We start from the raw sequence: 20,108 nt of genomic DNA, 5'->3' as shown, positions 1-20,108 counted from the left end.
GCGATCGCAATGGATTGCGTGCAGCAGGGACGAAGGCTCGATGCGTCCGCTGACGCCCGCGCGCATGCGTGGCATAGTCGCCGCGCCCGGGCGCAGGGGTGCGCCGGACACACAGGGGACACCATGCAGGACTTTTCGAACCTGACGTTCAATCAGGACCACGGCCGTTCCATGCGGCGCCAGGCGCTGGACCACGATGTGGCCACCGGTCAGAAGATGATCATCTATGCCGTGCTCATCAACCTGCTGGTCCTGGGAATGACGGTCGCACTGCCTTCCGCCAATCTCATGCCCGACATCGGCGGCCTGCTTCTATTGGGGGGATGGGTGTTGAGCTTCGCGGCCGGCGTGGTCGCGCTGCTGGGTCTGATGCGGATCGGCAAGGGGTTCGAATGGCCGGTGATCGGCCGGCTGGCACTGGCGGTGCTGGCCTTCCTGCCCTGCATCAGCCTGCTCATGCTGTTGAGCATCAACGCAAGGGCGACCGCCCACCTGAAAGCCGCGGGCTACCAGGTGGGGCTGATGGGTGCCCGGCCCAAGCACTGACGCCATGCGACAGACGTCGCCGCCGTATCCCCGCATGCCATGAGCAAGGAGCCCGCGTCATGCATCACCCCGATATGCCGCCTGTCGAATTCCGCGACAACTCGCCGTCCGCGCATGGGTGGCGGCGGTATGGATTCCTGGTGTGGGCGGCCATCGTCCCGCTGGCCGTTGCGCTGACGCCCCGCCAGATCGATCTGCTGCCGTGGCTGGAAGAGGCACTGCGCGTGGTGCCGTTGTTGCGCAGCATGCTGGACGACGCCTCCAGTCCCGGCAAGGTGGCTGCGTTCGCCCTCGCCACGCTCGCGGCGTACCCGCTGCTGCACAAAACCTTGCTCGCTTCGCGATACACCCGGCCGAAGCCACGGCGGCCCTGGATGGGCGAGTCCTCGCCGCCGCCATGGCCGGCCTACCTGCTTGCGATCGCGATCGCGGACGTCGTCGTGCTGATCTACCTCAACGCGGATCTGCCTTCAGCGGACGACGGTCTGTCCCGTCGCGCACGGGCATTGCTGGCCTTCGTCTCGCCCGACAGCGGGGTGTTCGCGTTGGGGGCCGCCGCGATGTCCAGCGTCCTGCAGGTCACCATCGCCGCCCACGTGCTGATCCTGGGCATGGTGTTCGCGCCTGCCCGCGGCCGGCGCTAGCCCGCGTGGTGCGGCCAGCACGGCAAGTCCGGGTTTCCCATTCACCCCATCGCGATGCGCAGGGCGCTTCGCCGGAGCAGCCATGAACCCTCACGTCATCCGCGTAGTAGGCAAACACTCGCTGCTCGGCGCCGTGCTCGTGTTCTCTGCGTCCTCCTGCAATGCGCCGTCCATTGACGCCTGTCCGCGCGAGTACGTGCCGCTCAACAACATCGCGATGCCGCAGTCGCCGGACGAAGCGAGTGGTGCGTACTCGGCCCTGGTGAAGATCGGATTCGTCGTCGACGAGGAAGGTCGCGTGCGTTCCCCGGAAATCCTGTCCGAACTGTGGCGACGGGAGGGTGAACTCGAAAGCGTGCCGGACAGCTACAACGAGGCGCTGATCACGGCCGTCGAGCAGTTGCGCTACCCCGCCCAACGGAAGCCCTGTAAAGCCAGCACGGTGCTGCAGGGCAACGTGTTCGGCATGGATGAAAACTAGGTTTCCGCCACGGGCCAGCGAGGTTCGTCCGGGTGGGCGGCGTGTCCAGCCCCGGATGCAGCCTTCACCCTCATCCGGGCTACGCTTGCACCGTTGACCCGGACCCTCACCCTCGACGGCGCGCGCATCCATGACATCCCGTCGTTCTACGACGAAATCAACCGCGTCTTCATGCAGGACGTCGACTGGACGCTGGGGCCCGGCCTGGATGCCCTCGACGACCTGCTTTACGGCGGCTACGGCGCGCTCGATGGCGATGCCCCGGTGACGCTGGTCTGGACGCATTTCGCCGCCAGCCGCAACGCGCTCGGCGTCGAAGCGACGCGGCAGTACCTGCTCGCCAAGCTGGCCCAGCCCGAACGGTTCAACGCCGCGCGTTTCCAGCGCGAACTCGACGCGCTGGACGCCGGCGCCGGACAGACCTACTTCGACATCGTGCTCGAGATCATCGCCGCGCACCCGAACATCACGCTGGTGCCGGAAGGACCGGCGTAAGGCGGGCTCACGCCCCCCGCCGCACGAGATCCGCGTCGTGACGCCTGTTACCAGGTGAGGCGTTCGGCGTCACCCGCCCCACGCATCTTCACGCGATCGCGGCTACGCTGGACCTCTCCCTCACGAGACGCCGCCATGGAACCCACCATCCATCCCTTCTCCGAGCTGTTCGCCCAGCTCGGCCTGCCGAACGACAACGCCAGCATCCAGCAGTTCATCGCCACCCACTCGCCGTTGCCCGATGACGTGCGCCTGGAAGAAGCCCCGTTCTGGTCGCCCGCGCAAGCGCAACTGCTGCGCGAAGAACGCCTCGACGACGCCGACTGGGCGATGGTGGTGGATCGACTGAACGTGGCGCTGCACGCCACGCCGGCGTAAGCCCGCGATCGCAATGGATCGCGTGCAGCACGGCCGACGGCTTGATGCGCCCGCTGGCACGCGCGCGCACCTGGTGGCTCATGCCGCTTCCAGCTGACCCGCTTGCGCCAGGGCGCCGGTGATGGCCACCTCCGCATGTGCAGGGCTCAACCGCACGCCTTCTGCGCGCACCACCTCGATGCGGGTGACGCCGAGGAAGCCGAAGAAGCTGAGCAGGTACGACTCGTGATGGTCGGCCGATGCGAACGGCGAGCCGCCGGCATAGACATTGCCGCGCGCCGAGGCGATGACCACGCGCTTGTCGCCCAGCAGTCCCTGCACGCCGTGCTCGTCGTAGCGGAACGTCCTGCCCGGCACCGCCAGCGCGTCCAGCCATGCCTTCAGCTGGCTGGGCACGCTGAAGTTGTACATGGGCGCGCCGATGACGATGACGTCCGCCGCCAGCACTTCCTCCAGCACGCGGTTCACGGTCGACACGTCCTTCTGCAGACCGCTCTCGGGGGCCGGCGTGGCGATGCCGGCCGCCACGGCCAGCAACGGGCCGGATGCCTGCGGCAGCGGTTCGATGGCGACATCGCGATAGGTCACCTGTGCGTCCGGGGCAAGCGCGCGCAGGCGTTCGACCGCCGCGGCGGTCAGCTTGCGACTGACCGAATCATCACCGGTGATGCTGGAATCGATATGCAGGATCTTCATGGGGGTCATGCGCCTTGTAGGGGGAGAGTGCGGTCGCATGCGCATCGTTCTCGTGACGCCGCGGCCACCGCGTCGCGAAAATCTAGTGGCGTATAGTCGATGCAACAAGAAGGATTGATTTGAATACCAGGTATGCAAAACCATACTGAGCAGGCATGCGCGAGCATCGCCGACAACATTGACGAAGTGCACGGCGAGATCCGCAAGGCGATCGCCATCTTCGGCGGAAAGTGGAAGCTGGAGATCCTCTGGCTGCTCAGCCAGCGCATGCACCGTTTCAACGAACTGCGCCGCGCCATCCCCGGCGTCACCCAGCACATGCTGACGATGCAGTTGCGCGAACTGGAAAGCGACGGACTGGTACGGCGCACGCTCTATCCCGAGATCCCGCCGCGCGTGGAGTACGAACTCACTGACCAGGCCATGCGCCTGCGCCCGGTGTTCGAAGCACTGCTGACCTTCATGCAGGGTAGGGAACAGCCTGCGTAGGGCGGACTTGTTCGTCCTGTGGGGCACGCGGACAGATGCTGCGCGTGGCCTGACCCTCAGGGCGATGCCGTTGGGGTTCCATGTAGTGGCATCCCCCTTCTTCCCGAGACGCCCATGTCCGTGATTCCCAGTCATTCGTCGACATCCGTGCCGATCCATCGCATCACCTGCAACGGCATGCCGCTGCCCGCAACGTCGCAGTTGATCGCGCTCGACACCACGCAGGCCATCGACCGTATCGGCACCGCGACGCTGCGCTTTGTCGCGGTGGCAGCGGACCGCACGTGGGATGACCTACTACGGGAAGTACCGCTGGGTGCGATGCTGGAGATCGCGCTGGGTCACGGCGCGCAGGCGGATACCGTGTTCATTGGGACGGTACATGCGCATCGTCTGCTGTTGGCTGATGGCGGTGCGCCGGAGATCGTGCTGGACGCCGCCACACCGTCCGCCTTCAGTGCGGCGAGCGACGACGTCACCCTGACTGCGCAGTACGGTGCCACGTTGCGTGCACTCGATGTCGAGCGTTCGCTGGATGACGCCGGTGCGATACGTCTGCAGGGCCAGGCCATACTCGCCGGCACCGCACGCGCACTCCCCGGCAACCGCCTCGCCCTGCAAGGTGTGGCTGACGCCTTCGGTGGGACCTACTACATCGATGCTGTCCACCACCACGTCGATCGCGAGGGATGGATGAGCCGTTTCGATGTCCGTGCGGATGCACGCTGATAACCATTGAGCGGGCTCCTTCCCACCATCGTGATGCCTGACGTTCATCTGGTTGGCATGGCATAGTCCCGCACATCGGTGTGATGTGCGTCATGACGGCGCAGTGGAAGTGGCCAAGCCCGCCGTGCATCGGACACCGCACATCACAAGACAGGCAACGACTCGTACCAAGGCTGACAAGGAGTCAAAGTGAAGTCTGCGGATCCCGTATCGCCATGAGTCAGCCGGAAAATCCTTACCAGGCGCCGACGTCCACCATTGCGGTGGATCGCCCGGCTCCTGTCCCCCGCACGGGTCCCAGACCGCGAGCACTATGGGTGCTTCTGGGCTGTTACGCGATCACCTATGTATTGGAAGTAGTGGCACTCACGTCGATGGGTCCTGACGGAGGGCAGCAGATCACCGGCCCCCTCGGGATGGGGGCGTACTCGCTGATGATCGGCATCTGTCTGTGGCGCGGTGTCAACTGGGTGCGAATGTGGGTTGTGTTGTCGACGGTACTGACGTTGTTGGTGCTTTGGATGCTGGCGAACCGCGGCATGGTGGGTGAGCAGCCGGTGCTGGTGATGGCCTGTCTGCTAAGGATTAGTGTGGCCGTCATGCTGTTCCTGCCATCTGTCCATCGATGGTTCTCGCCACGCGGGACCTGATGCTGGCGTAGGGCGGGCTTCGGCCCACCACAAGACTACATCCTCGCAGTTCGAAGGATGGGCCAACGTCCACCCTACGTAGCCTGTCCCCGTCCGCTTGCGGACCGCGTTGGGAAGGAAGTAGGCCGGTGAGCCGGTCGTGTCCGAGGGATGTGCACGATGATCGGTGCGATGACGCGGTGTCGAACGATCCTGTTGGCGATTTTCGTGTTGCTGATGCTGAGTGCCTGCACCACCAGCCATCTGGATCCTCCCGAGGTCGCCGGTCGACCCGCCCTGGTCGACGATGCCGGTACGCCGCGACTGTGGGTGCTGACGAAGCAGGAAGAGCAGCGGCAGGTGTCGGTGCGCGGTTCGACCCTGAATTCCGGACGGTTCCGCATCGACACCTTCTTCCACTTCGACCTGCAGGCGATCGATCCCGAGACGGCGCGCCCGCTGTGGAAGGAACGGCTGCTGACGATCGGTGACGACAAAGCGCAGGGCACGCGGCCATCGCGCGTGATCGGTTCATCGGCGGAAGGCCGGCTGCTGGGCCAGGACGGTGCGGTGGTGTGGCTGCTGCTGGACAACGAGCCGTGGGCAGTCGGTGCTGCCGACGGCAAGCCATTGGCGAACGGCGAAGGTCTGGAGCAACGCAATCCGGCGCTCAAGGGGCTGCTCCCCAGCGAATCGAAGTTCTACGGCTTCGACCGGGGGCTGGTGCTGACGGCGGCCGACGCACGTCCGTTCGTGATCCGCGGTCCTGACCTGAAAGCGGTGCCGTACGCGCCCACGCCAGTGCCCGTCGCACCGCCCGAACTGAAGTCCAACGGCAGTCCGCGCATCGTGCCCCTGCGTCCACCGATCGGCGATGTCCCCGCGCGGCTGGTCGAACTCGACGGGCGCCGCATCGGCCTCTACTCCGAGAAGGAAGCACGCGACGCCGCGGACGACACGTTCGGCGACCACCTGCGCTATCCGTACAGCATCGACAACGAAGGCGTGCAGGCGCGGCGCATGTTCTGGAACGCGAACACCGTCGCCACGCAGCGGTTCGACGAGCGCTTCGACCGGTTCACCGACTTCACCCCCGTCGACGGTGCGCCGGGCTTCCTCAACGGGCGCTTCGTGAAGGTCCACGGCACGGACGATGCGGTACTGCTCGACCAACCTGCCGGCGTCCTGGTCTGGCACAACACGCGCATCGACAACCGTGGCCGGCTGGCGGTGACGCGCCTGGATACCGGATTGAAGGCGCGCTGGACCACCGAGTTGCCGATCAGCGAAACGCCGCACAGTCCCTCGATCGGTTACTGGCTGCTGCCGGGTCGCCTGCTGGTGATGGGGGCGGCGGAAAGCCTGGACGATGGCGTCACGTCGTGGAAAACCCACGTGGTGACGCTGTCCCTGGCGGACGGCAGCAGCGCGACGTGGGGCTTGCAGGACTAGCAGGGCAACGGATCAACCCGCCAACCGCACCACCAGCCACAGGAACAGCGGTGGCAGAGCCACGGCCGCGGCGTAGAGCGCGATACGAGGCGCGCACGTGCGCGACGGGGCAGGCGTGACCGTGTCGTCGTGCGGCTCCCAACCCTGGTAATGGTCCACTACGCGTGTGGCGATCGACACGGCGTAGCCGACGAGCAGGGCGAATCCACCCGCCAGGCGCAACGTCGTCGTCGCCTGCGGCATCGTCGTGGCCAGCGAGGCCAGCAACAGGGCGACGCCCAGGCCGATGGCGAGGGCCTCGTAGAGATACGCTCGCCGTCGCGCGAGTGCGGGCACTCCGGTCGCCAGGCCGTCGCGCAGGCGACGGACCCAGCGGGGGACTTCGACGAATTCGTCGGTCGGCGTGTTCATGGCGTACAACGCACGCTCCAGCACATCCACGTCCATTTTCAGAGCCAGGGCGAGCGCACGCAGCGAGGCATAGCTGACCCGATGGCCGGCCTCCAGGCGCTGCACGGTACGCAGGCCGAGGCCGCTGATCTCGGACACCTTCTCCTGCGACAACAGGTGTTTCTCGCGCAGCGTCTTGAATGACATCGGGGCCTCCGGGGACGGCGCAGGATAGGGTGGGGTGCCCACCGCCGCCACGCCAGTTTGCCGCCAATGGCCGCCGCGACGCCGTCAGGGGTGCGTGAGGGGGTGCGCCGGCGCCGGGCGAAGCGGCTGCTACCATCGGGCCGCCGATTCCGGAGCGCACCGCATGAAGTTCCTGATTGCCCTGCTGTTGCTCATCATCGCGGGACTGCCGCTGCACGCCGATGCGTGTTCCTGCGTACCGCCAGGTACGCCCGCGGAAGAGAAGGCGCAGAGCTCGCTGGTGTTCGTGGGACGTGTGCAGTCCGTCGAGGAGCGCACGCCGCGGATGGACAAGGGCTGGGTGACGGCTTTGTCCGACTGGTTCAAGGGCGTGTTCGGCAACGAGTCCGCATCGGACGAGATCAGCGACTTCCCCTACAAGCGCGTCCGTTTCGCGGTCAGCGAGACCTTCAAGGGAACGCCCGTCCGGCAGCAGACGGTGCGCACCGGCATGGGGGGTGGCGATTGCGGCTACTTCTTCGAAACCGGGCAGGAGTACGTGGTGTATGCCTGGGAAAACGGCGGTACTCCATCGGCTGGTATCTGCTCGCTTACCGGCCCGGCGTCGGATCCGCGCAGCGGGCTCAGGGAACTGCGCGCCGACAAGTAGTGGGCGCTCGGACGGCAAGCAAGTGTCATCGGGTGCGCCGCGCCGAGGGAAATACGCGCCGGATGGATCACGCATGGCGCGATGCCGTGTCTAGGATGACGGCATCCCGGCCCTGATCCACGACACCCGATGAAGCGACGTCTGTTTCTCTACGTGCTGTCCTGCATGGCGATCGCGTCCGCGCATGCGGAATCGCCTCTCCGCGAATCTTTCGACCTGAGCGTGCCGATGGCGCCGACGCGGGTCGCCATCGAGGGGCAGACGCGTCTTTTCTACGAACTGCACCTGGCGAATTTCTCACGACGACCGCTCGACCCGGTGCGCGTGGCCGTGTTCGACGCGGCTTCCGGTGCTGCACTGGCCACGTTCGAAGGCGAGGCGCTGGAGCGGCGGTTCGATCGCTCGGGCCTGCAATGGCAGGCGAAGGCAGGCGCGCCGATCGAACCCGGTCGCCGTGGCATCGTCTTCTTCGAACTGGCGCTGCCGGCGGGCACGCCCGCGCCCGGCGCGCTGCTGCATCGCGTGCACTACCGCGTGACGGAGGGCGAGGGCGAGACCGCGCGGGTGGATGGCGCTCGCGTGCCGGTCGCGCACGAGGCGGCGATGGTGATCGGTCCGCCATTGCGGGGCGGGCCGTGGATCGCGATCCATGATCCCTCCTGGGAGCGCGGCCATCGGCGCGTGGTCTACGCCATCGACGGCAAGGCGCGCACGCCCGGACGGTTCGCGGTGGACTGGGTGAAGCTGGATGCGCAGGGCCGCAAGTCGCGCCGTGATCGCGGGCTGACCGCCGATGCCTACAGCCATGGCGAGGATGTCCTGGCAGTCGCCGACGCCACGGTGGTGAGCGTGCGCGACGATCTATCGGAACGCCGACGTCTGGACGAGCGGTCGGACCACACGCTCGATACCGGCAGCGGCAATGCCATCGCCCTGGATCTGGGCGGTGGACGCTACGCCTTCTACGGTCACCTGCGCCCCGGCAGCGCGCGCGTTGCGCCGGGAGACCGCGTGCGCAAGGGGCAGAAGATCGCCGAGGTCGGTTTCACCGGCAGCGCCTCGGATCCGCAACTGCATTTCAATCTCGCCGATCAACCCGCGGCAGTGGGGAGCGAGGGCCTGCCATTCGCGCTCGACCGCTTCCGCTCGCTGGGGACCTATGCGCGGATCGACGACGTGGGAACGACGCCTTGGATGCCACGCGACGGCGGCGAAGAAGATCGTGTGCGCGAACTTCCCGCCGGCAACAGTGTGGTGATGTTCGAGGACTGAGCGACGCGGGATGCAGGAGCGGCGCGATGGTCAGCGCGTGCCCCAGCCGCTGGCGCGGGCGAGCGCGATGGCGGCGCGCTCTGCGGCTTCCGCCGTCGCATGGCGCATCGTGGTGACGACGTCGCCGCGCGCGCGACCGCCGGCCAGTTGGAACATGGCGCGTCCCTGCCAGTAGTCGTTCCCCAGGACATCGGTCCTGCGCAGCACCTGCACGGTGATCTGCTGGTCGCCTTCGACGATGGTCCTCACGCTCATCGCGTCCCCTGGTGCGTATCTGCAACGTCGATTCTAGGAATGAGGCGCCGCGACGCAAGCGGCGTGCTTAGCGTACCTGCCGCTGATAAGCGATGCTGACCTTCGGTGGCCGGACGTATCGGCGATACCGCGGGGCGACCGTTGATCGGCATGGCATGTCGTTTTTTCCACGGGGTTAATCAATGTGGACAGCGTCTCACGCAATGCTCACCGCAGGGGCGACAGGGTGGATGCCTGATCGTAGTGGAGTAACACGCATGTGGGCTTCGATGGCCATCAGGATCCGCCGCGCCCGGCTGGGCGCAGCGATGACGCAGTCGGAACTGGCCCGCCACACGGGCGTCAACCGTAGCGCCGTGGCGCAGTGGGAGCGCACGGACGGCGGCACCACACCAAGCGTGGCGAACCTCGCCGGCATCGCCGTGGCCACCAAGGTCGCCTTCGAATGGCTGGCCACGGGGCGGGGCACGCATCCCGCGCACGCACTGGAAGTACCGACGGGTCCCGTGGCCTACGCGATGGATGAGTTCGAGGCCCATTGCCTGGACAGCCTGCGGCGCCTGACCAAGCAGAGCCAACGCCTGGTCTGCGAATTGCTGGAGGAGATGACGGGCCAGCGTTGAGCGGGCCGCGGGCACGGATCCGGGCAGCAGCATCGACATGGATGGTCCGGGCGCGATGGCATACCGGGCCGAGGCATGCTGTAGTGCGGATCGAGCGTCCGACCGGGGTTTCCAACGTGACGCGTCCCTCCTTGCAGGCGGTCACCGTGAAGCGTCCCTGTCCTTCGTGCGATTCGAAGACGATTCCGGTCATGCGGTTGATGCTGTTCCGCCATCCCCACTGCGTGGCGTGCCGATCGCGCGTGGGGTTCACCTGGGCGTCCGAACTGGTGTTCCACCTGCTGACCAACATGCCGATCGCGCTGATCTCGCTGGTGCTCATCCTCACGGAGGGATTCGCCGTGGGTGCCGGCGTGGGATTCGGCCTGCTGTGCCTGCTTGTCTTCCTGTTCGCGCGGACGGCGCCGTTGCAGGTGAAGGCCGCGCGTCCTGGATGATCCTGAGGGGGCCGCCTGCATCGGTGCCTCGACCCCGCCGCGGCACACTACACTCGGCCGCATGCTCAAACACCTGACGCGTCTGTTCTCCCGCCCACACCCTGTTGCCGCCATCGCCCGTCCGCGCGTGGCGGTGCAGTTGCCTTGGTTCGCCGACACCGAGCTGCCGATCGTCGACTGGGAACGCCTGCACGAAGGCGACGCCGCGGGTCTGGAAGGCGACGCCGCGCACGCGTTGTGGGATTCCGCGGCACAGGGCTGGCTGGAAGCGCTGCGCGATGCGCTGGGCGATCACTACCGCATCACCGGATCCGACGACTTCCTGCTGCTGTCCAGCTTGGAATCGCGTCCGGCGGAGCTGTTCCTGGCTGCCTGCCAGCGCATGCGGGCGCGCATCCTGCGCAACCTCGGCACGCTGGCCGGCGACGACGGCTGGGGGCGCCACGTGGTGATGGTGTTCGAGGACCCCGACGACTACTACGCCTACGTCGGCCACTACTATCCGGAAGGTGGCCAGTACGCGATGTCGTCGGGCATGTTCATCCAGGCCGGCTATGGCCACTTCGTGATGCCGCTGGAGCAGATCGATGCGATGGAGCCGGTGATCGCACACGAACTGACCCACTGCCTGCTGGCGCACCTGCCCATCCCGGCCTGGCTCAATGAAGGGCTGGCGGTGAACACCGAGCACACGATGTTCCCGCAGCTCGCTGCACCGCACGCGCAGCTGTACTTCCCGCACGAACTGGCCGCGCAACATGCGGCGTACTGGAACGCCGACAGCATCCAGGCGTTCTGGTCGGGCAAGTCGTTCCTCGCCACCGACGACGGCAACCGGCTGTCCTACGACCTGGCGAAGAAGATCACCGCGCTGGCGGCGCGCGACGAAACCGCGTTCCGTGCCTTCGTGTCACACGCGCATCTGCAGGATGGCGGCCTGGCCGCCGAGCATCACCTCGGCTTCCCGGTCGCACATCTGGTGGAAGCGGTGCTGGGGGATGGGCCGTGGCAGCCGCAGCCGGCGACGTGGCGCGACGGGATCGAGCGCGGGCAATTCTGATCCCGCATCGTGCCGCAAGCGGGCCCGTTCTCTGTTCGGTAGATGACGTCGCGGGCCTCGATAACGTGAGGTGACGGCGGTTGCGCGAGGCACCGGTCGCGCAGCCTGCCGTTCGGTGCCTTCCCGCTGCCGCCCGTCGCCCGGCCTGTCCGGCGCGCCGGGCGTGCGTGCCCTTGCTGTGACAACATTCGCATTGAAACGTGCAACTCGTCACAGATCAGGATCGGCATGGGATACACCTCAGGGGGATGGAGCGGATGGTCTGCTCCATCGGTAGACGTGCAGGGCGCAGGCAGGGCGGGAGAATCGCAGCGCGGGGCAGGCAAGGCAGGGCGTGCAGGCGGCGTGGGTCGCGTGCTGGCGGCACTGCTGCTGGCGATGGCCGTTGCGCCGGTCGCGCAGGCGCAGGTCTTCCGCGCGTTCGACCAGCGCTACACCACCACGCTCAACGGCGACCTGGTGTTCCTCGCCAACAGCAACATGACCTGCAACAGCACGAGCGGCAGTTGCACCGGCACTACCAACGACGGGCAGACGATGGTGACGACGAAGCTGGCCACCGACACGGCGGACAGCAGCATCACCAATTCCAGCAGCGCGAACCTGGTGGCCGCCGATCTTCCGGCCGGAGCGCAGGTGGTGCGCGCGATGCTGTACTGGGGTGGCCTGGTCGCCAGCGACGCAAGCAGCCAGCCCAGTCCGTCACCGGCCACCACGGCGATCCGCTTCGGTCGCCCGGGGCTGGGTTACCAGGCGCTGTCGCCCGCCGGCTGCGATGTGTCGCCGCGCTCCACCATCTGGGGCACCGCGCAACCGCACCACGTCTACGGCTGCCGTGCCGACGTCACCGCCGCCGTGCAGGCGAGCGGCGTGGGCACCTACCGCGTCGCCAACCTGCCGCTGCAGACCAACCTGGTGAACCGCTTCGGCGGCTGGACGCTGGTGCTGGTGATCCAGAACCCCTCGCGTCCGCTGCGCAACTTCACCATCAACGATGGTCTGGCGGCCATCGCGACGACCGGCTCCAATCCGGTCAACCAGGTATCGCTGACGGTCTCCGGCTTCCGTACGCCGTGGAGCGGCGCCGTGTCGGCGCAGCTCGGCTGGATGGCGATGGATGGCGACCGCGGTGCGCCGGACGGGTTCACCTTCCAGGGGCAGGGCTCGTCGGCGATCAACGTGTCCGACGCCTGCAACCCGGCGGGCGACGTGTTCAACTCCACGATCTGCCGGCTCGGCAGCACGGTGACCCAGCGTAGTGTCGCCAACAACAACCTGGCCAACACGCTGGGCTTCGATGCCGACATCGTGCAGCTGGCGAACACCGGCAACGCGGCGCTGGCCAACGGCGCCACCTCGGCCACGCTGACTGCGCGCACCAGCAGCGAGGGTTATGCCATCTCGCTGCTGACGACGGCGATCGATGTCTTCCAGCCCACCGTCGATGCCGCCACGGCGAAAACGCAGACCAACCTGACCAACCCCAGCTTGCCCGCCGGCCAGGCACGTGCGGGCGACCGCATCCGCTACACCATCAGTCTGCAGAACACGGGTCAGGACAATGCCGTGGACGTGTCGATCCGCGATGCCATCCCGGCGAACACCGAGTACGAAGCCGGCAGCCTGCAGGTCACGGGGGGTGCGGATGTTGGCGCTCGGACGGACACGGGCGGCGACGATGCGGCAGAAGTGGCGACGGGCACCGCGGTGTTCCGTGTGGGCACCGGCGCCAACGCGAGCCAGGGCGGCGTGCTGCGCTGCCTCACGTGTATCGGTAGCCAGCCCACGGCGACGACCGTGAGCTTCGTGGTGCGCGTGCGTACGGATGCGGCCGACGGCACGGTGGTCCGCAACTCGGCGCAGGTGCGTTACACCGGCGCGGCCAGCGGCGAGGTGTTCAACGACAGCACCAACATCACCGAGTTGCGCGTGCAGGCGCCGCCGCGGCTGACGCTGGTGAAGACCATCGCCGGGCGCGCGGTGGCGACCGACCAGTTCACCGTCGCCATCGACAACGGAGGCCCCAGCGCAACCACCAGCGGCACCGCCACCACGGTGTCGACCAGCACGTTCGTCGCGACCGCAGGTACCACATACACGCTGTCGGAAAGTGCCGCCGGCACGCCCGTGGCCAACCTGGCCGTGTATGACACAAGCTACAGCTGCGTGAACAGCATCACCGGCACCACCGACGTGACGCCGGGACAGGGACGCAGTTTCCAGGTCACGCCGGTCGCAGGCGATGAGCTCACCTGCACCTTCGTCAACACGCCGCGCACGGTCGACATCGCCGTGAACAAGACCAGCGCCGTCAGCCAGGTCGTGCAGGGGGACATCATCGACTACACCGTGACCGTGGCGCATCTGAGCGGCACCGTGGCGGGCGACGGCACCGTGGTGCGCGATGTGCCCGGGACCGGACTGAGCGCGTGCATGGTGACGGGCTGCACGCCGAGCGGCGGCGGCACCTGCCCCGCAACGCCGGGCGATCTGCTGGGCACGGGCGGTACTGCGATTCCCCTGTTGCCGCCAGGCGGGCGCATCGCGTTCGCGGTGCGCTGTACCGCGGACTGACAGCTCATCGCGGATTGGCAGAGAGGGGCAGGCGCAAGCCTGCCTTTTTCTTTTGCGCGCATATGGATGTATGCCTGCTGCTCAGTGCGCAACGTGGCTGATCACCGGACACCTCACAGTAGAGGTGCGCCACACGCGCCCGTGCTTCCGCCTCTTCCTGTGACGAATGTCAGCAACAGGCTGTCCCCTAGCGGGCAGGCACTGCGAAATGTGCTGGTGTGCATCTGGCTGGGTGCGGGCTCGTCGGCATGGCTGCCGATGTCCTGAAGCACCGCGCACCGGTCGGGGAACGCGATCCCTGGAGTGGCGATGACGTCCGCAGAGGGCGTGTCCACGTCTGTCGTGGCACGCGTGCTGAGGCACGGTCATATGCGGGATCGAACTGAAACGTGGAGAAGAACATGGGTTATCGGAATTGTCAGGCGCGCCTCCGCGCATTCGCCTGCGGGATGTTTGATCGGCGCGCGCGTACTCGCGGAACAGGAAGCGCCATCGGGCATGCGACGGGTGAAAACAACGGCACGTCGTCGCTGCCGCTGGTGAGTGGCACGCTTCTCGCTGTTCTGCTGTCAGCGACGGCGAGCGTTCACGCTCAGACCTGCCCAGCGGCGCCCAGCAGGGACGTGATCCTGTTTCTGGACAACTCCGGCTCGATCACCAATGAAGAATTTGACGGGGCGCAGCAGGCCATTGCGAGCGTGGCGACCTCCATCCTCAGCCGGCCCGGCTACCGGCTGGCCGTGGTCAACTGGTCATGTACTGGCGTGGACTCGCGGGATGGTTGCCGTATCGATCTTGCTACGGCGGTGGGCGCGAACGGCGGGTGGTACACGACCGCGTCCAGCTTCGCCTATGCCGGCAACAACAGTGCGTCCAATCGGGTGTGCCGCTCGTTCGGCAACAACTCGGTTGGCGACTTCCTGCATCGGAACAACTGTGGCGGCCCCAACTTCGTCACCGCCATTCCAAACGACAACGCGCAGGATGCCTACAAGCGACTGAACACGAATCTCTACCTGGGCGGTGGAACGGGGGGCACCGACAGTTCCAATGCCGCCACGGTGGGCCTGGTTGCGCCCGTTCAGCCCTTGATGATCATCCACATGACCGATGCCAGCAACGTCTGGATGATGCGGGAGCCTGCCGCCAGTGAACTGCCGACATTGGGCTATTACTACTACACCAACTACTTCAAGAATGTACGTGATGCCCTGATAGTAGGTGTGGGGATCAACGACACCACCGCCACGCTCGCTCCGAGGAGGTCGTTGGGAGCGATGTCCAGCAAGGGGGGAAGCAGCACCGAGTACGACACGACTCACTCAGTACAAGCCTCCACGCAGGCATACGACACGGGCGCACCGCGCCTGGCCACCTATTCCTCTACCTTCAGCGCGGCGCAGATCGTGTCGGCCGCGAACACCGCCATCAACGCCACGATCCCGGCCTGCGTGATCCTGCGCAAGCAGAGTGTGGGCGGGCACGCGAGCTTCGATTTTACCGGCGGCACCAACGGCCTTCCCACCAGCCTGACGCTGACCACGTCGGCCGCCACCAATCCTGCCGGTGCGGCCTACAACCTGACTCGGTTCAACACCGCCACCGGGATTACGGAAACCCTTTCCCCGAACTGGGCCATGACCAACGTGTCGTGCGTCAATGCGTCCAATGTCGCCGTGGCGGTCACGGCCGATCCGGCGACGGGCGCGATCGCGTTGCCTGACAGCGCGATCGTTTCCGGTGCCCGACTGACGTGTACCGTAACCAACACCGTGCAGACGGATATCAGGGTGGTGAAGACCGCGTCGGCGGATCCGGTGGCGAACGGTGACGTGGTGGGGTACACGCTGGCGGTGACCAACAACGGACCCACCGATGCGACCAACGTACTGCTCACCGACTCGGCCGGCGCCGGGCAGAACTGCACGGTGCCGAGCACGACCGCCACATGTTCCGCTACGGGCGGTGCCAGCTGTCCGTCGCCGACGGTATCGGTGAGCAGCCTGCTGGGCGCGGGCATCACGATTCCGAGTTTGCCGGTCGGTGGGCAAGTCACCGTCGCGTTGCAGTGTCTGGTCACAGCCAGCGGGACGCCCTGACGCCAGCAAGTCATCTCACAAGAGACTGCGGTCTGCGGACCGCACGCAGCGGGGCATACCTGCGCGCGGCTGTCCAGCTGCGCTGGATAGCTGCGTTTCCCCGACTCGGTTCTGTTGACACTGTCACGTCTCGGACCAGCGGATGTCCTGCCTGAGAGCGTTGGCGCGAACATCCCAGTCGAGTGGGGAAGATGCCGCTGCTGACCTGTCGACGCCATGGTCAGCGACCCCCGCGTCCTCCGCGTCCTCCGCGTGATGCGAAGAGGCGCAGGCGCCGTCGATCGTACTTCGGGGAACAAGATGGACATCAGCACGCACGACGACGTTACGGTTGACGGGCCGGTTGCACGTTCGCCACTGCGCGCGCTGTCCGAACCCTGCGCATGATCAGGCGAGGTCGAACATCGATCCGCCTGCATGTGCCTGTCCGCTTGACGTTGCTTCTGCTGTTGGGCCGGGGCACGCAGGCGGATGCCAACGAGATTCCAAGCGTATCGAATTTGGATTCCACACGGGCTCGATCAGCATGAAGAAACTGGCAATCAACCCGCGGCAGTGTGCCGGTGTCAGCCGAAAAGCGTTGCTCTGGCTGATGGCGTTGCTGTGCTTTCCCGTGACGCCGCATGCATTTGCCCAGACCTGCACGGCTGTCGGCCAGCGTGTCGCCAACCCGGCGTTGGCGAACAGCTTCACTAGCTGGACACTTGCGCCTGCTTCCGGTGCCTGGACTGTCAATGCCTTGGGTTCACAGAGTGCGCAACATTCGAACGACCAGGGCGGCGTGACGGTAACGGTACCTACCGCGTTCAATACATTCACACAGGCCATCAATCGCGTTTCCGGCGGTGCGGTGCTCAGCTTCGACGTGGCCTGGAATAATGCAGACGATTCCCTGGGCGGAAATGACTCGGACGGCAACCAGGCGCGCCTGGTGTTGAGCTACAACGGTGTTCAATATGCGCAAGTCCTCACGGCGCCCTATGTGAGTGCTGCCAGTACGCCGATACCTGGCCCAACGGCCGGTTCGTCAGTGTCCGCCTTGAATGGCGCGACGCTACTGTCCGGCGCGATCCCCGCGCCGACGGCGCTTACCGCTCCCGTCCAGTTCGTCTGGGCCACGATCCGCATCCAGCTTCCCGACAGCATCGCGCAGACCGGCAATCTCGTGGTGGGCGTGCAGCGGATGGAGAATGGATTCGCAGGTGGCGCCACCGACGATTTCTATGTGCGCAACGTCAATGTCGACGACAGGACGTTGTGCCTGCGCAAGAGCACGCCCAATGGGGCCGGAAACTTCGCCTTCACCACCACCAATCTGGACACCAACCATGTAACGGCGGGCAACCAGAATGGGTCGCTGGCCATGAACACGACGGGTACCACGCCGGTGGTGATGCCGGATTCGGATACCGCCACCGCCGGCGTGCAGCCTGCATTGGTGATGGCGAATCCGGTGACGGTCACCGAATCCGCTTTGGCGGCGGGTTACAGGCTGACCGGTGTGCAATGCGACCAAGGCGTGACCGGAACCATCGGCGGCACCGCCACCGTACCCATCGCGCAGCTCAGCGCGATTCCACCCGGAACGCAGGTGACGTGTACGCTGAGCAATGAAACCTCCATCCTGCGGTTGCAGAAAGCGCTGCCCAGCGGTCGCGTGCTGTCAGGCGACCAGTTCACCCTGTCGATGACCGGCACGGGCGCGCCGGCAGCCGTGACGACCACAGGCACCGGCTCAACGGCCACCGGCACGTTGACCCACCTCAATGCGACGCCGGGCACTGCTTACACCCTCAGGGAAGCCGCCGCAGGCACGACAGCGCTGGCGAACTACACCACGACCTACCGCTGCACCAACACGCGTACAGGCGGGCAAACGCCGAGCGGCAGTGGGACCACGTTCAGTGTGACGCCAGTGGCAGGCGATGATCTGACGTGCACTTTCGAAAATGCATGGTCGCTACCGAATTTCGGCACCTGCGATGCGCGCATGTTCCTGGATCAGACCAACACTGCATTGACGTCGACTACGCTGTACAACGTGGACTACGCCAGCGCACCGTTCACTTTTACCGGTCTCGGATCGAGCATCCCGCGCCAAGGCGTGGGCTACAACCCGCTGGACAACTATATCTACGGCATCGAGTGGGGCGGCGCCAGCGGCAACGAGCTGATCCGGATCGGTGCGAATGGCAGCGCCATCAATCTGGGGGTCGTCACGGGACTGCCGGTGTCCAGCTACCACAACGGTGTCATTTCGCCGACAGGGGACTACTACGTTCTGGATGCCCTCAACGGCGGAAGCAACATGTACCGCATCAACCTTACCACCCGGGTAGCCACGCTTGTCCCGTTGAGCCGGGGCGGCATCAATTCGGCGGACATGGCCTGGTACAACGGGTTGCTCTGGGGCGTCGACAGCGTTCTCGGCGAGTTGATCAGCATCAATCCGACGACAGGGGCGGTGACGACGATCGGCTCCCCGTTGCCGCTCACCGTCGCCGTCGCGATGTGGGGCTACAGCAACGGCCTGTTCGCCAGCAGCAGCAGCACGATCTACGCCATGGACCCGGTATCGGGCGCTCCGACGGTGGTGAGCACCATGCCAACGGCAAACTATGCCGACGGCGCCAACTGTGCCGGCGCGAGCATCCAGTTCAACGCCGACCTTTCGATGACCAAGACCAACACACCCGCGTCGGGCCCGAACGATTTGCCGACTGACACGTTCGTGCCCGGCGAGACGCGCACCTACAGCATCGTGGTGACCAACCTCAATGGCTCCTTCGGCGCGCAGAACATCACGGTCAGCGACCCGGTTCCCGCAGGCATCGATGCGTCGACGGTGAGCTGGACCTGCACCAACACGTCCGGCGGTTCGCGTTGCGGCGCAACCAGCGGTACCGGCGCACTCAACGACACCGGGCTGGACCTGCCGCCGGGTGCCGTGGCGACCTATCTGGTCACGTTGACGGTGCCGACCACCTTCACGGGTGCCCTGTCCAATACGGTCACCATCACGCTGCCGAGCACGATCAACGACACCAATGCCGCCAACAACACTGCCAGCGATGTGGACCAGTCCGCACCGCAGCTGTCAATCTACAAGATCAGCCTGGGCGGCGTGGACAGCTTCGGTTTCACCGGCACCAATGGCGTGGTCGCGCAAACCTTGACCACGACGGTTGCCGGTAGCCCGGTGAGTGGCGCGACCCAGGCGCTGGGTGCGCCGGGCACCCTCACGACGATTACCGAAGCGACCACACCGGCGACGTATCGGGTAACGGACATCGTGTGCACGGGACTCGGCGCCGGCGGCACCGCCACGCCCGACCTGGCCAATCGCACCGTGACGCTCGATGCCGCGGCGACGGCGCTGGGCGCGAACATCGTGTGTACGTTCACCAATACCCTGCAACAGACCGACATCCAGGTGCTGAAGACCGCATCGCCGGGCTCAGTCGTGACTGGCGGGGTGGTGACCTACACCATCGTGGTGAGCAACGCCGGTACCGCCGCTGCCACGAACGCCGTACTGACAGACGCGCCGGGCGCGGGCCAGACATGCACCGTTCCCAGTACGACCGCCAGTTGTACCGCGACGGGTGGTGCAAGTTGCCCGGCACCGGCGGTACCGGTGGCGGACCTGCTCGGCGCCGGCATCACGATTCCCAGCCTGCCGGTCGGCGGGCAGGTGAACGTCGTCGTGCAATGCACCGTCAGTGCCAGCGGCACGCCATAACAGGGCGAACACATCGGCGCGGATAGGCTGGCGACCTTCCAACACGGAGTCGTGCCATGACCCAGACCACCCGCGAGGCCGTCATCCTGCAACTTGACCGCGTCGATACCGCACTCGAAGCCCCGGAAGCCGACAAGACCGCGATCCTGCGCGACGCGGTCGATTGGCTGGCGGACCATCCGCCCGAAAAGGCCGCGGATGCGCTGTACTACCGCGAACGCCTGCAGGTGATCCGCGAGCGCCACGGCGTGGCATGACGCT

General features: G+C 66.2%; 21 protein-coding genes. 18 read left to right on the top strand and 3 right to left on the bottom strand.

Features of this window, described 5'->3' with window-relative positions:
• The first annotated feature begins 9 nt into the window (after positions 1 to 9).
• The 5 genes from IB225_RS07615 (at position 10) to IB225_RS07595 (ending at position 2,544) form a co-directional block, all read left to right on the top strand.
• Positions 10 to 546, top strand: a complete 537-nt coding sequence (locus IB225_RS07615; RefSeq protein WP_192310572.1) for a hypothetical protein — start codon at positions 10 to 12, stop codon at positions 544 to 546.
• A gap of 59 nt (positions 547 to 605) precedes the next feature.
• Entirely contained in the window at positions 606 to 1,190 is a 585-nt protein-coding gene (locus IB225_RS07610) for a hypothetical protein (protein ID WP_192310571.1), read from the top strand.
• A gap of 82 nt (positions 1,191 to 1,272) precedes the next feature.
• Entirely contained in the window at positions 1,273 to 1,671 is a 399-nt protein-coding gene (locus IB225_RS07605; RefSeq protein ID WP_192310570.1) for a hypothetical protein, read from the top strand.
• 93 nt (positions 1,672 to 1,764) lie between these two features.
• Positions 1,765 to 2,166, top strand: a complete 402-nt coding sequence (locus tag IB225_RS07600) for a barstar family protein (RefSeq protein ID WP_192310569.1) — start codon at positions 1,765 to 1,767, stop codon at positions 2,164 to 2,166.
• A 135-nt stretch (positions 2,167 to 2,301) separates the two neighbouring features.
• On the top strand, positions 2,302 to 2,544 hold the full coding sequence (locus IB225_RS07595; RefSeq protein ID WP_192310568.1) for a DUF2789 domain-containing protein: 243 nt from the start codon (positions 2,302 to 2,304) through the stop codon (positions 2,542 to 2,544).
• 78 nt (positions 2,545 to 2,622) lie between these two features.
• On the opposite strand, the gene IB225_RS07590 is transcribed toward IB225_RS07595, so the two are convergent.
• Entirely contained in the window at positions 2,623 to 3,240 is a 618-nt protein-coding gene (locus IB225_RS07590; RefSeq protein WP_192310567.1) for an NAD(P)H-dependent oxidoreductase, read from the bottom strand.
• A gap of 132 nt (positions 3,241 to 3,372) precedes the next feature.
• Here IB225_RS07590 and IB225_RS20520 point away from each other — a divergent pair, with 132 nt between their 5' ends.
• The 4 genes from IB225_RS20520 (at position 3,373) to IB225_RS07570 (ending at position 6,539) form a co-directional block, all read left to right on the top strand.
• Positions 3,373 to 3,729 carry a helix-turn-helix domain-containing protein gene (locus IB225_RS20520; RefSeq protein ID WP_192310566.1) on the top strand — a complete coding sequence of 119 codons (357 nt, stop codon included), beginning with the start codon at positions 3,373 to 3,375 and terminating at the stop codon, positions 3,727 to 3,729.
• 114 nt (positions 3,730 to 3,843) lie between these two features.
• The gene (locus tag IB225_RS07580) at positions 3,844 to 4,458 is read left to right on the top strand and encodes a hypothetical protein (RefSeq protein WP_192310565.1); all 615 of its coding nucleotides are present in this window, start codon (positions 3,844 to 3,846) and stop codon (positions 4,456 to 4,458) included.
• A 215-nt stretch (positions 4,459 to 4,673) separates the two neighbouring features.
• The gene (locus IB225_RS07575; protein ID WP_192310564.1) at positions 4,674 to 5,108 is read left to right on the top strand and encodes a hypothetical protein; all 435 of its coding nucleotides are present in this window, start codon (positions 4,674 to 4,676) and stop codon (positions 5,106 to 5,108) included.
• 171 nt (positions 5,109 to 5,279) lie between these two features.
• Entirely contained in the window at positions 5,280 to 6,539 is a 1,260-nt protein-coding gene (locus tag IB225_RS07570; RefSeq protein ID WP_192310563.1) for a PA2928 family protein, read from the top strand.
• A 12-nt stretch (positions 6,540 to 6,551) separates the two neighbouring features.
• On the opposite strand, the gene IB225_RS07565 is transcribed toward IB225_RS07570, so the two are convergent.
• Positions 6,552 to 7,136: a helix-turn-helix transcriptional regulator gene (locus IB225_RS07565; protein WP_192310562.1), complete on the bottom strand. Its 585-nt coding sequence runs from the start codon at positions 7,134 to 7,136 to the stop codon at positions 6,552 to 6,554.
• 163 nt (positions 7,137 to 7,299) lie between these two features.
• On the opposite strand from IB225_RS07565, the gene IB225_RS07560 reads away from it, so the two are divergent.
• Complete coding sequence (locus IB225_RS07560; RefSeq protein WP_192310561.1) at positions 7,300 to 7,785, top strand: hypothetical protein; 486 nt, start codon at positions 7,300 to 7,302, stop codon at positions 7,783 to 7,785.
• A 129-nt stretch (positions 7,786 to 7,914) separates the two neighbouring features.
• Positions 7,915 to 9,057 (top strand): M23 family metallopeptidase, encoded by a 1,143-nt coding sequence (locus tag IB225_RS07555; protein ID WP_192310560.1) that lies wholly within the window; start codon positions 7,915 to 7,917, stop codon positions 9,055 to 9,057.
• A gap of 30 nt (positions 9,058 to 9,087) precedes the next feature.
• On the opposite strand, the gene IB225_RS07550 is transcribed toward IB225_RS07555, so the two are convergent.
• Positions 9,088 to 9,312 carry a hypothetical protein gene (locus IB225_RS07550; protein ID WP_192310559.1) on the bottom strand — a complete coding sequence of 75 codons (225 nt, stop codon included), beginning with the start codon at positions 9,310 to 9,312 and terminating at the stop codon, positions 9,088 to 9,090.
• Between the two features lie 257 nt (positions 9,313 to 9,569).
• Between IB225_RS07550 and IB225_RS07545 the strand changes: the two genes are divergently transcribed.
• From IB225_RS07545 to IB225_RS07515, 7 genes are all read left to right on the top strand, one after another.
• Positions 9,570 to 9,935 (top strand): helix-turn-helix transcriptional regulator, encoded by a 366-nt coding sequence (locus tag IB225_RS07545; RefSeq protein WP_192310558.1) that lies wholly within the window; start codon positions 9,570 to 9,572, stop codon positions 9,933 to 9,935.
• A gap of 116 nt (positions 9,936 to 10,051) precedes the next feature.
• Positions 10,052 to 10,372, top strand: coding sequence for a hypothetical protein (locus tag IB225_RS07540; RefSeq protein WP_192310557.1), 321 nt, complete (start codon positions 10,052 to 10,054; stop codon positions 10,370 to 10,372).
• A gap of 61 nt (positions 10,373 to 10,433) precedes the next feature.
• Complete coding sequence (locus tag IB225_RS07535; RefSeq protein WP_192310556.1) at positions 10,434 to 11,432, top strand: hypothetical protein; 999 nt, start codon at positions 10,434 to 10,436, stop codon at positions 11,430 to 11,432.
• A 345-nt stretch (positions 11,433 to 11,777) separates the two neighbouring features.
• Positions 11,778 to 14,006: a DUF11 domain-containing protein gene (locus IB225_RS07530; RefSeq protein WP_192310555.1), complete on the top strand. Its 2,229-nt coding sequence runs from the start codon at positions 11,778 to 11,780 to the stop codon at positions 14,004 to 14,006.
• A gap of 389 nt (positions 14,007 to 14,395) precedes the next feature.
• A complete protein-coding gene (locus tag IB225_RS20620; protein ID WP_192310554.1) occupies positions 14,396 to 16,105 on the top strand; it encodes a DUF11 domain-containing protein in 1,710 nt (569 codons plus the stop codon).
• 526 nt (positions 16,106 to 16,631) lie between these two features.
• The gene (locus IB225_RS07520; protein ID WP_192310553.1) at positions 16,632 to 19,847 is read left to right on the top strand and encodes a DUF11 domain-containing protein; all 3,216 of its coding nucleotides are present in this window, start codon (positions 16,632 to 16,634) and stop codon (positions 19,845 to 19,847) included.
• Between the two features lie 56 nt (positions 19,848 to 19,903).
• Entirely contained in the window at positions 19,904 to 20,104 is a 201-nt protein-coding gene (locus IB225_RS07515) for a hypothetical protein (RefSeq protein ID WP_192310552.1), read from the top strand.
• Positions 20,105 to 20,108 lie beyond the last annotated feature (4 nt).

It is taken from the genome of Pseudoxanthomonas sp. PXM02 (assembly GCF_014851805.1).
In the GTDB taxonomy this organism is placed as follows: Bacteria; Pseudomonadota; Gammaproteobacteria; order Xanthomonadales; family Xanthomonadaceae; genus Pseudoxanthomonas_A.
The sequence above is the reverse complement of the archived record's forward strand: the minus strand, read 5'-3'. Positions and strand labels throughout refer to the sequence as shown.

Excerpts from the sequence above, each read along its gene's own strand:
- IB225_RS07565 (WP_192310562.1), bottom strand. The coding sequence starts at position 7,136 with ATGTCATTCAAGACGCTGCGCGAGAAACACCTGTTGTCGCAGGAGAAG.
- IB225_RS07520 (WP_192310553.1), top strand. The coding sequence starts at position 16,632 with ATGAAGAAACTGGCAATCAACCCGCGGCAGTGTGCCGGTGTCAGCCGA.
- IB225_RS07610 (WP_192310571.1), top strand. The coding sequence starts at position 606 with ATGCATCACCCCGATATGCCGCCTGTCGAATTCCGCGACAACTCGCCG.
- IB225_RS07580 (WP_192310565.1), top strand. The coding sequence starts at position 3,844 with ATGTCCGTGATTCCCAGTCATTCGTCGACATCCGTGCCGATCCATCGC.
- IB225_RS07515 (WP_192310552.1), top strand. The coding sequence starts at position 19,904 with ATGACCCAGACCACCCGCGAGGCCGTCATCCTGCAACTTGACCGCGTC.
- IB225_RS07605 (WP_192310570.1), top strand. The coding sequence starts at position 1,273 with ATGAACCCTCACGTCATCCGCGTAGTAGGCAAACACTCGCTGCTCGGC.
- IB225_RS07570 (WP_192310563.1), top strand. The coding sequence starts at position 5,280 with ATGACGCGGTGTCGAACGATCCTGTTGGCGATTTTCGTGTTGCTGATG.
- IB225_RS07535 (WP_192310556.1), top strand. The coding sequence starts at position 10,434 with ATGCTCAAACACCTGACGCGTCTGTTCTCCCGCCCACACCCTGTTGCC.
- IB225_RS07590 (WP_192310567.1), bottom strand. The coding sequence starts at position 3,240 with ATGAAGATCCTGCATATCGATTCCAGCATCACCGGTGATGATTCGGTC.
- IB225_RS07560 (WP_192310561.1), top strand. The coding sequence starts at position 7,300 with ATGAAGTTCCTGATTGCCCTGCTGTTGCTCATCATCGCGGGACTGCCG.
- IB225_RS07550 (WP_192310559.1), bottom strand. The coding sequence starts at position 9,312 with ATGAGCGTGAGGACCATCGTCGAAGGCGACCAGCAGATCACCGTGCAG.
- IB225_RS07595 (WP_192310568.1), top strand. The coding sequence starts at position 2,302 with ATGGAACCCACCATCCATCCCTTCTCCGAGCTGTTCGCCCAGCTCGGC.
- IB225_RS07545 (WP_192310558.1), top strand. The coding sequence starts at position 9,570 with ATGTGGGCTTCGATGGCCATCAGGATCCGCCGCGCCCGGCTGGGCGCA.
- IB225_RS07575 (WP_192310564.1), top strand. The coding sequence starts at position 4,674 with ATGAGTCAGCCGGAAAATCCTTACCAGGCGCCGACGTCCACCATTGCG.
- IB225_RS20520 (WP_192310566.1), top strand. The coding sequence starts at position 3,373 with ATGCAAAACCATACTGAGCAGGCATGCGCGAGCATCGCCGACAACATT.
- IB225_RS07615 (WP_192310572.1), top strand. The coding sequence starts at position 10 with ATGGATTGCGTGCAGCAGGGACGAAGGCTCGATGCGTCCGCTGACGCC.
- IB225_RS07555 (WP_192310560.1), top strand. The coding sequence starts at position 7,915 with ATGAAGCGACGTCTGTTTCTCTACGTGCTGTCCTGCATGGCGATCGCG.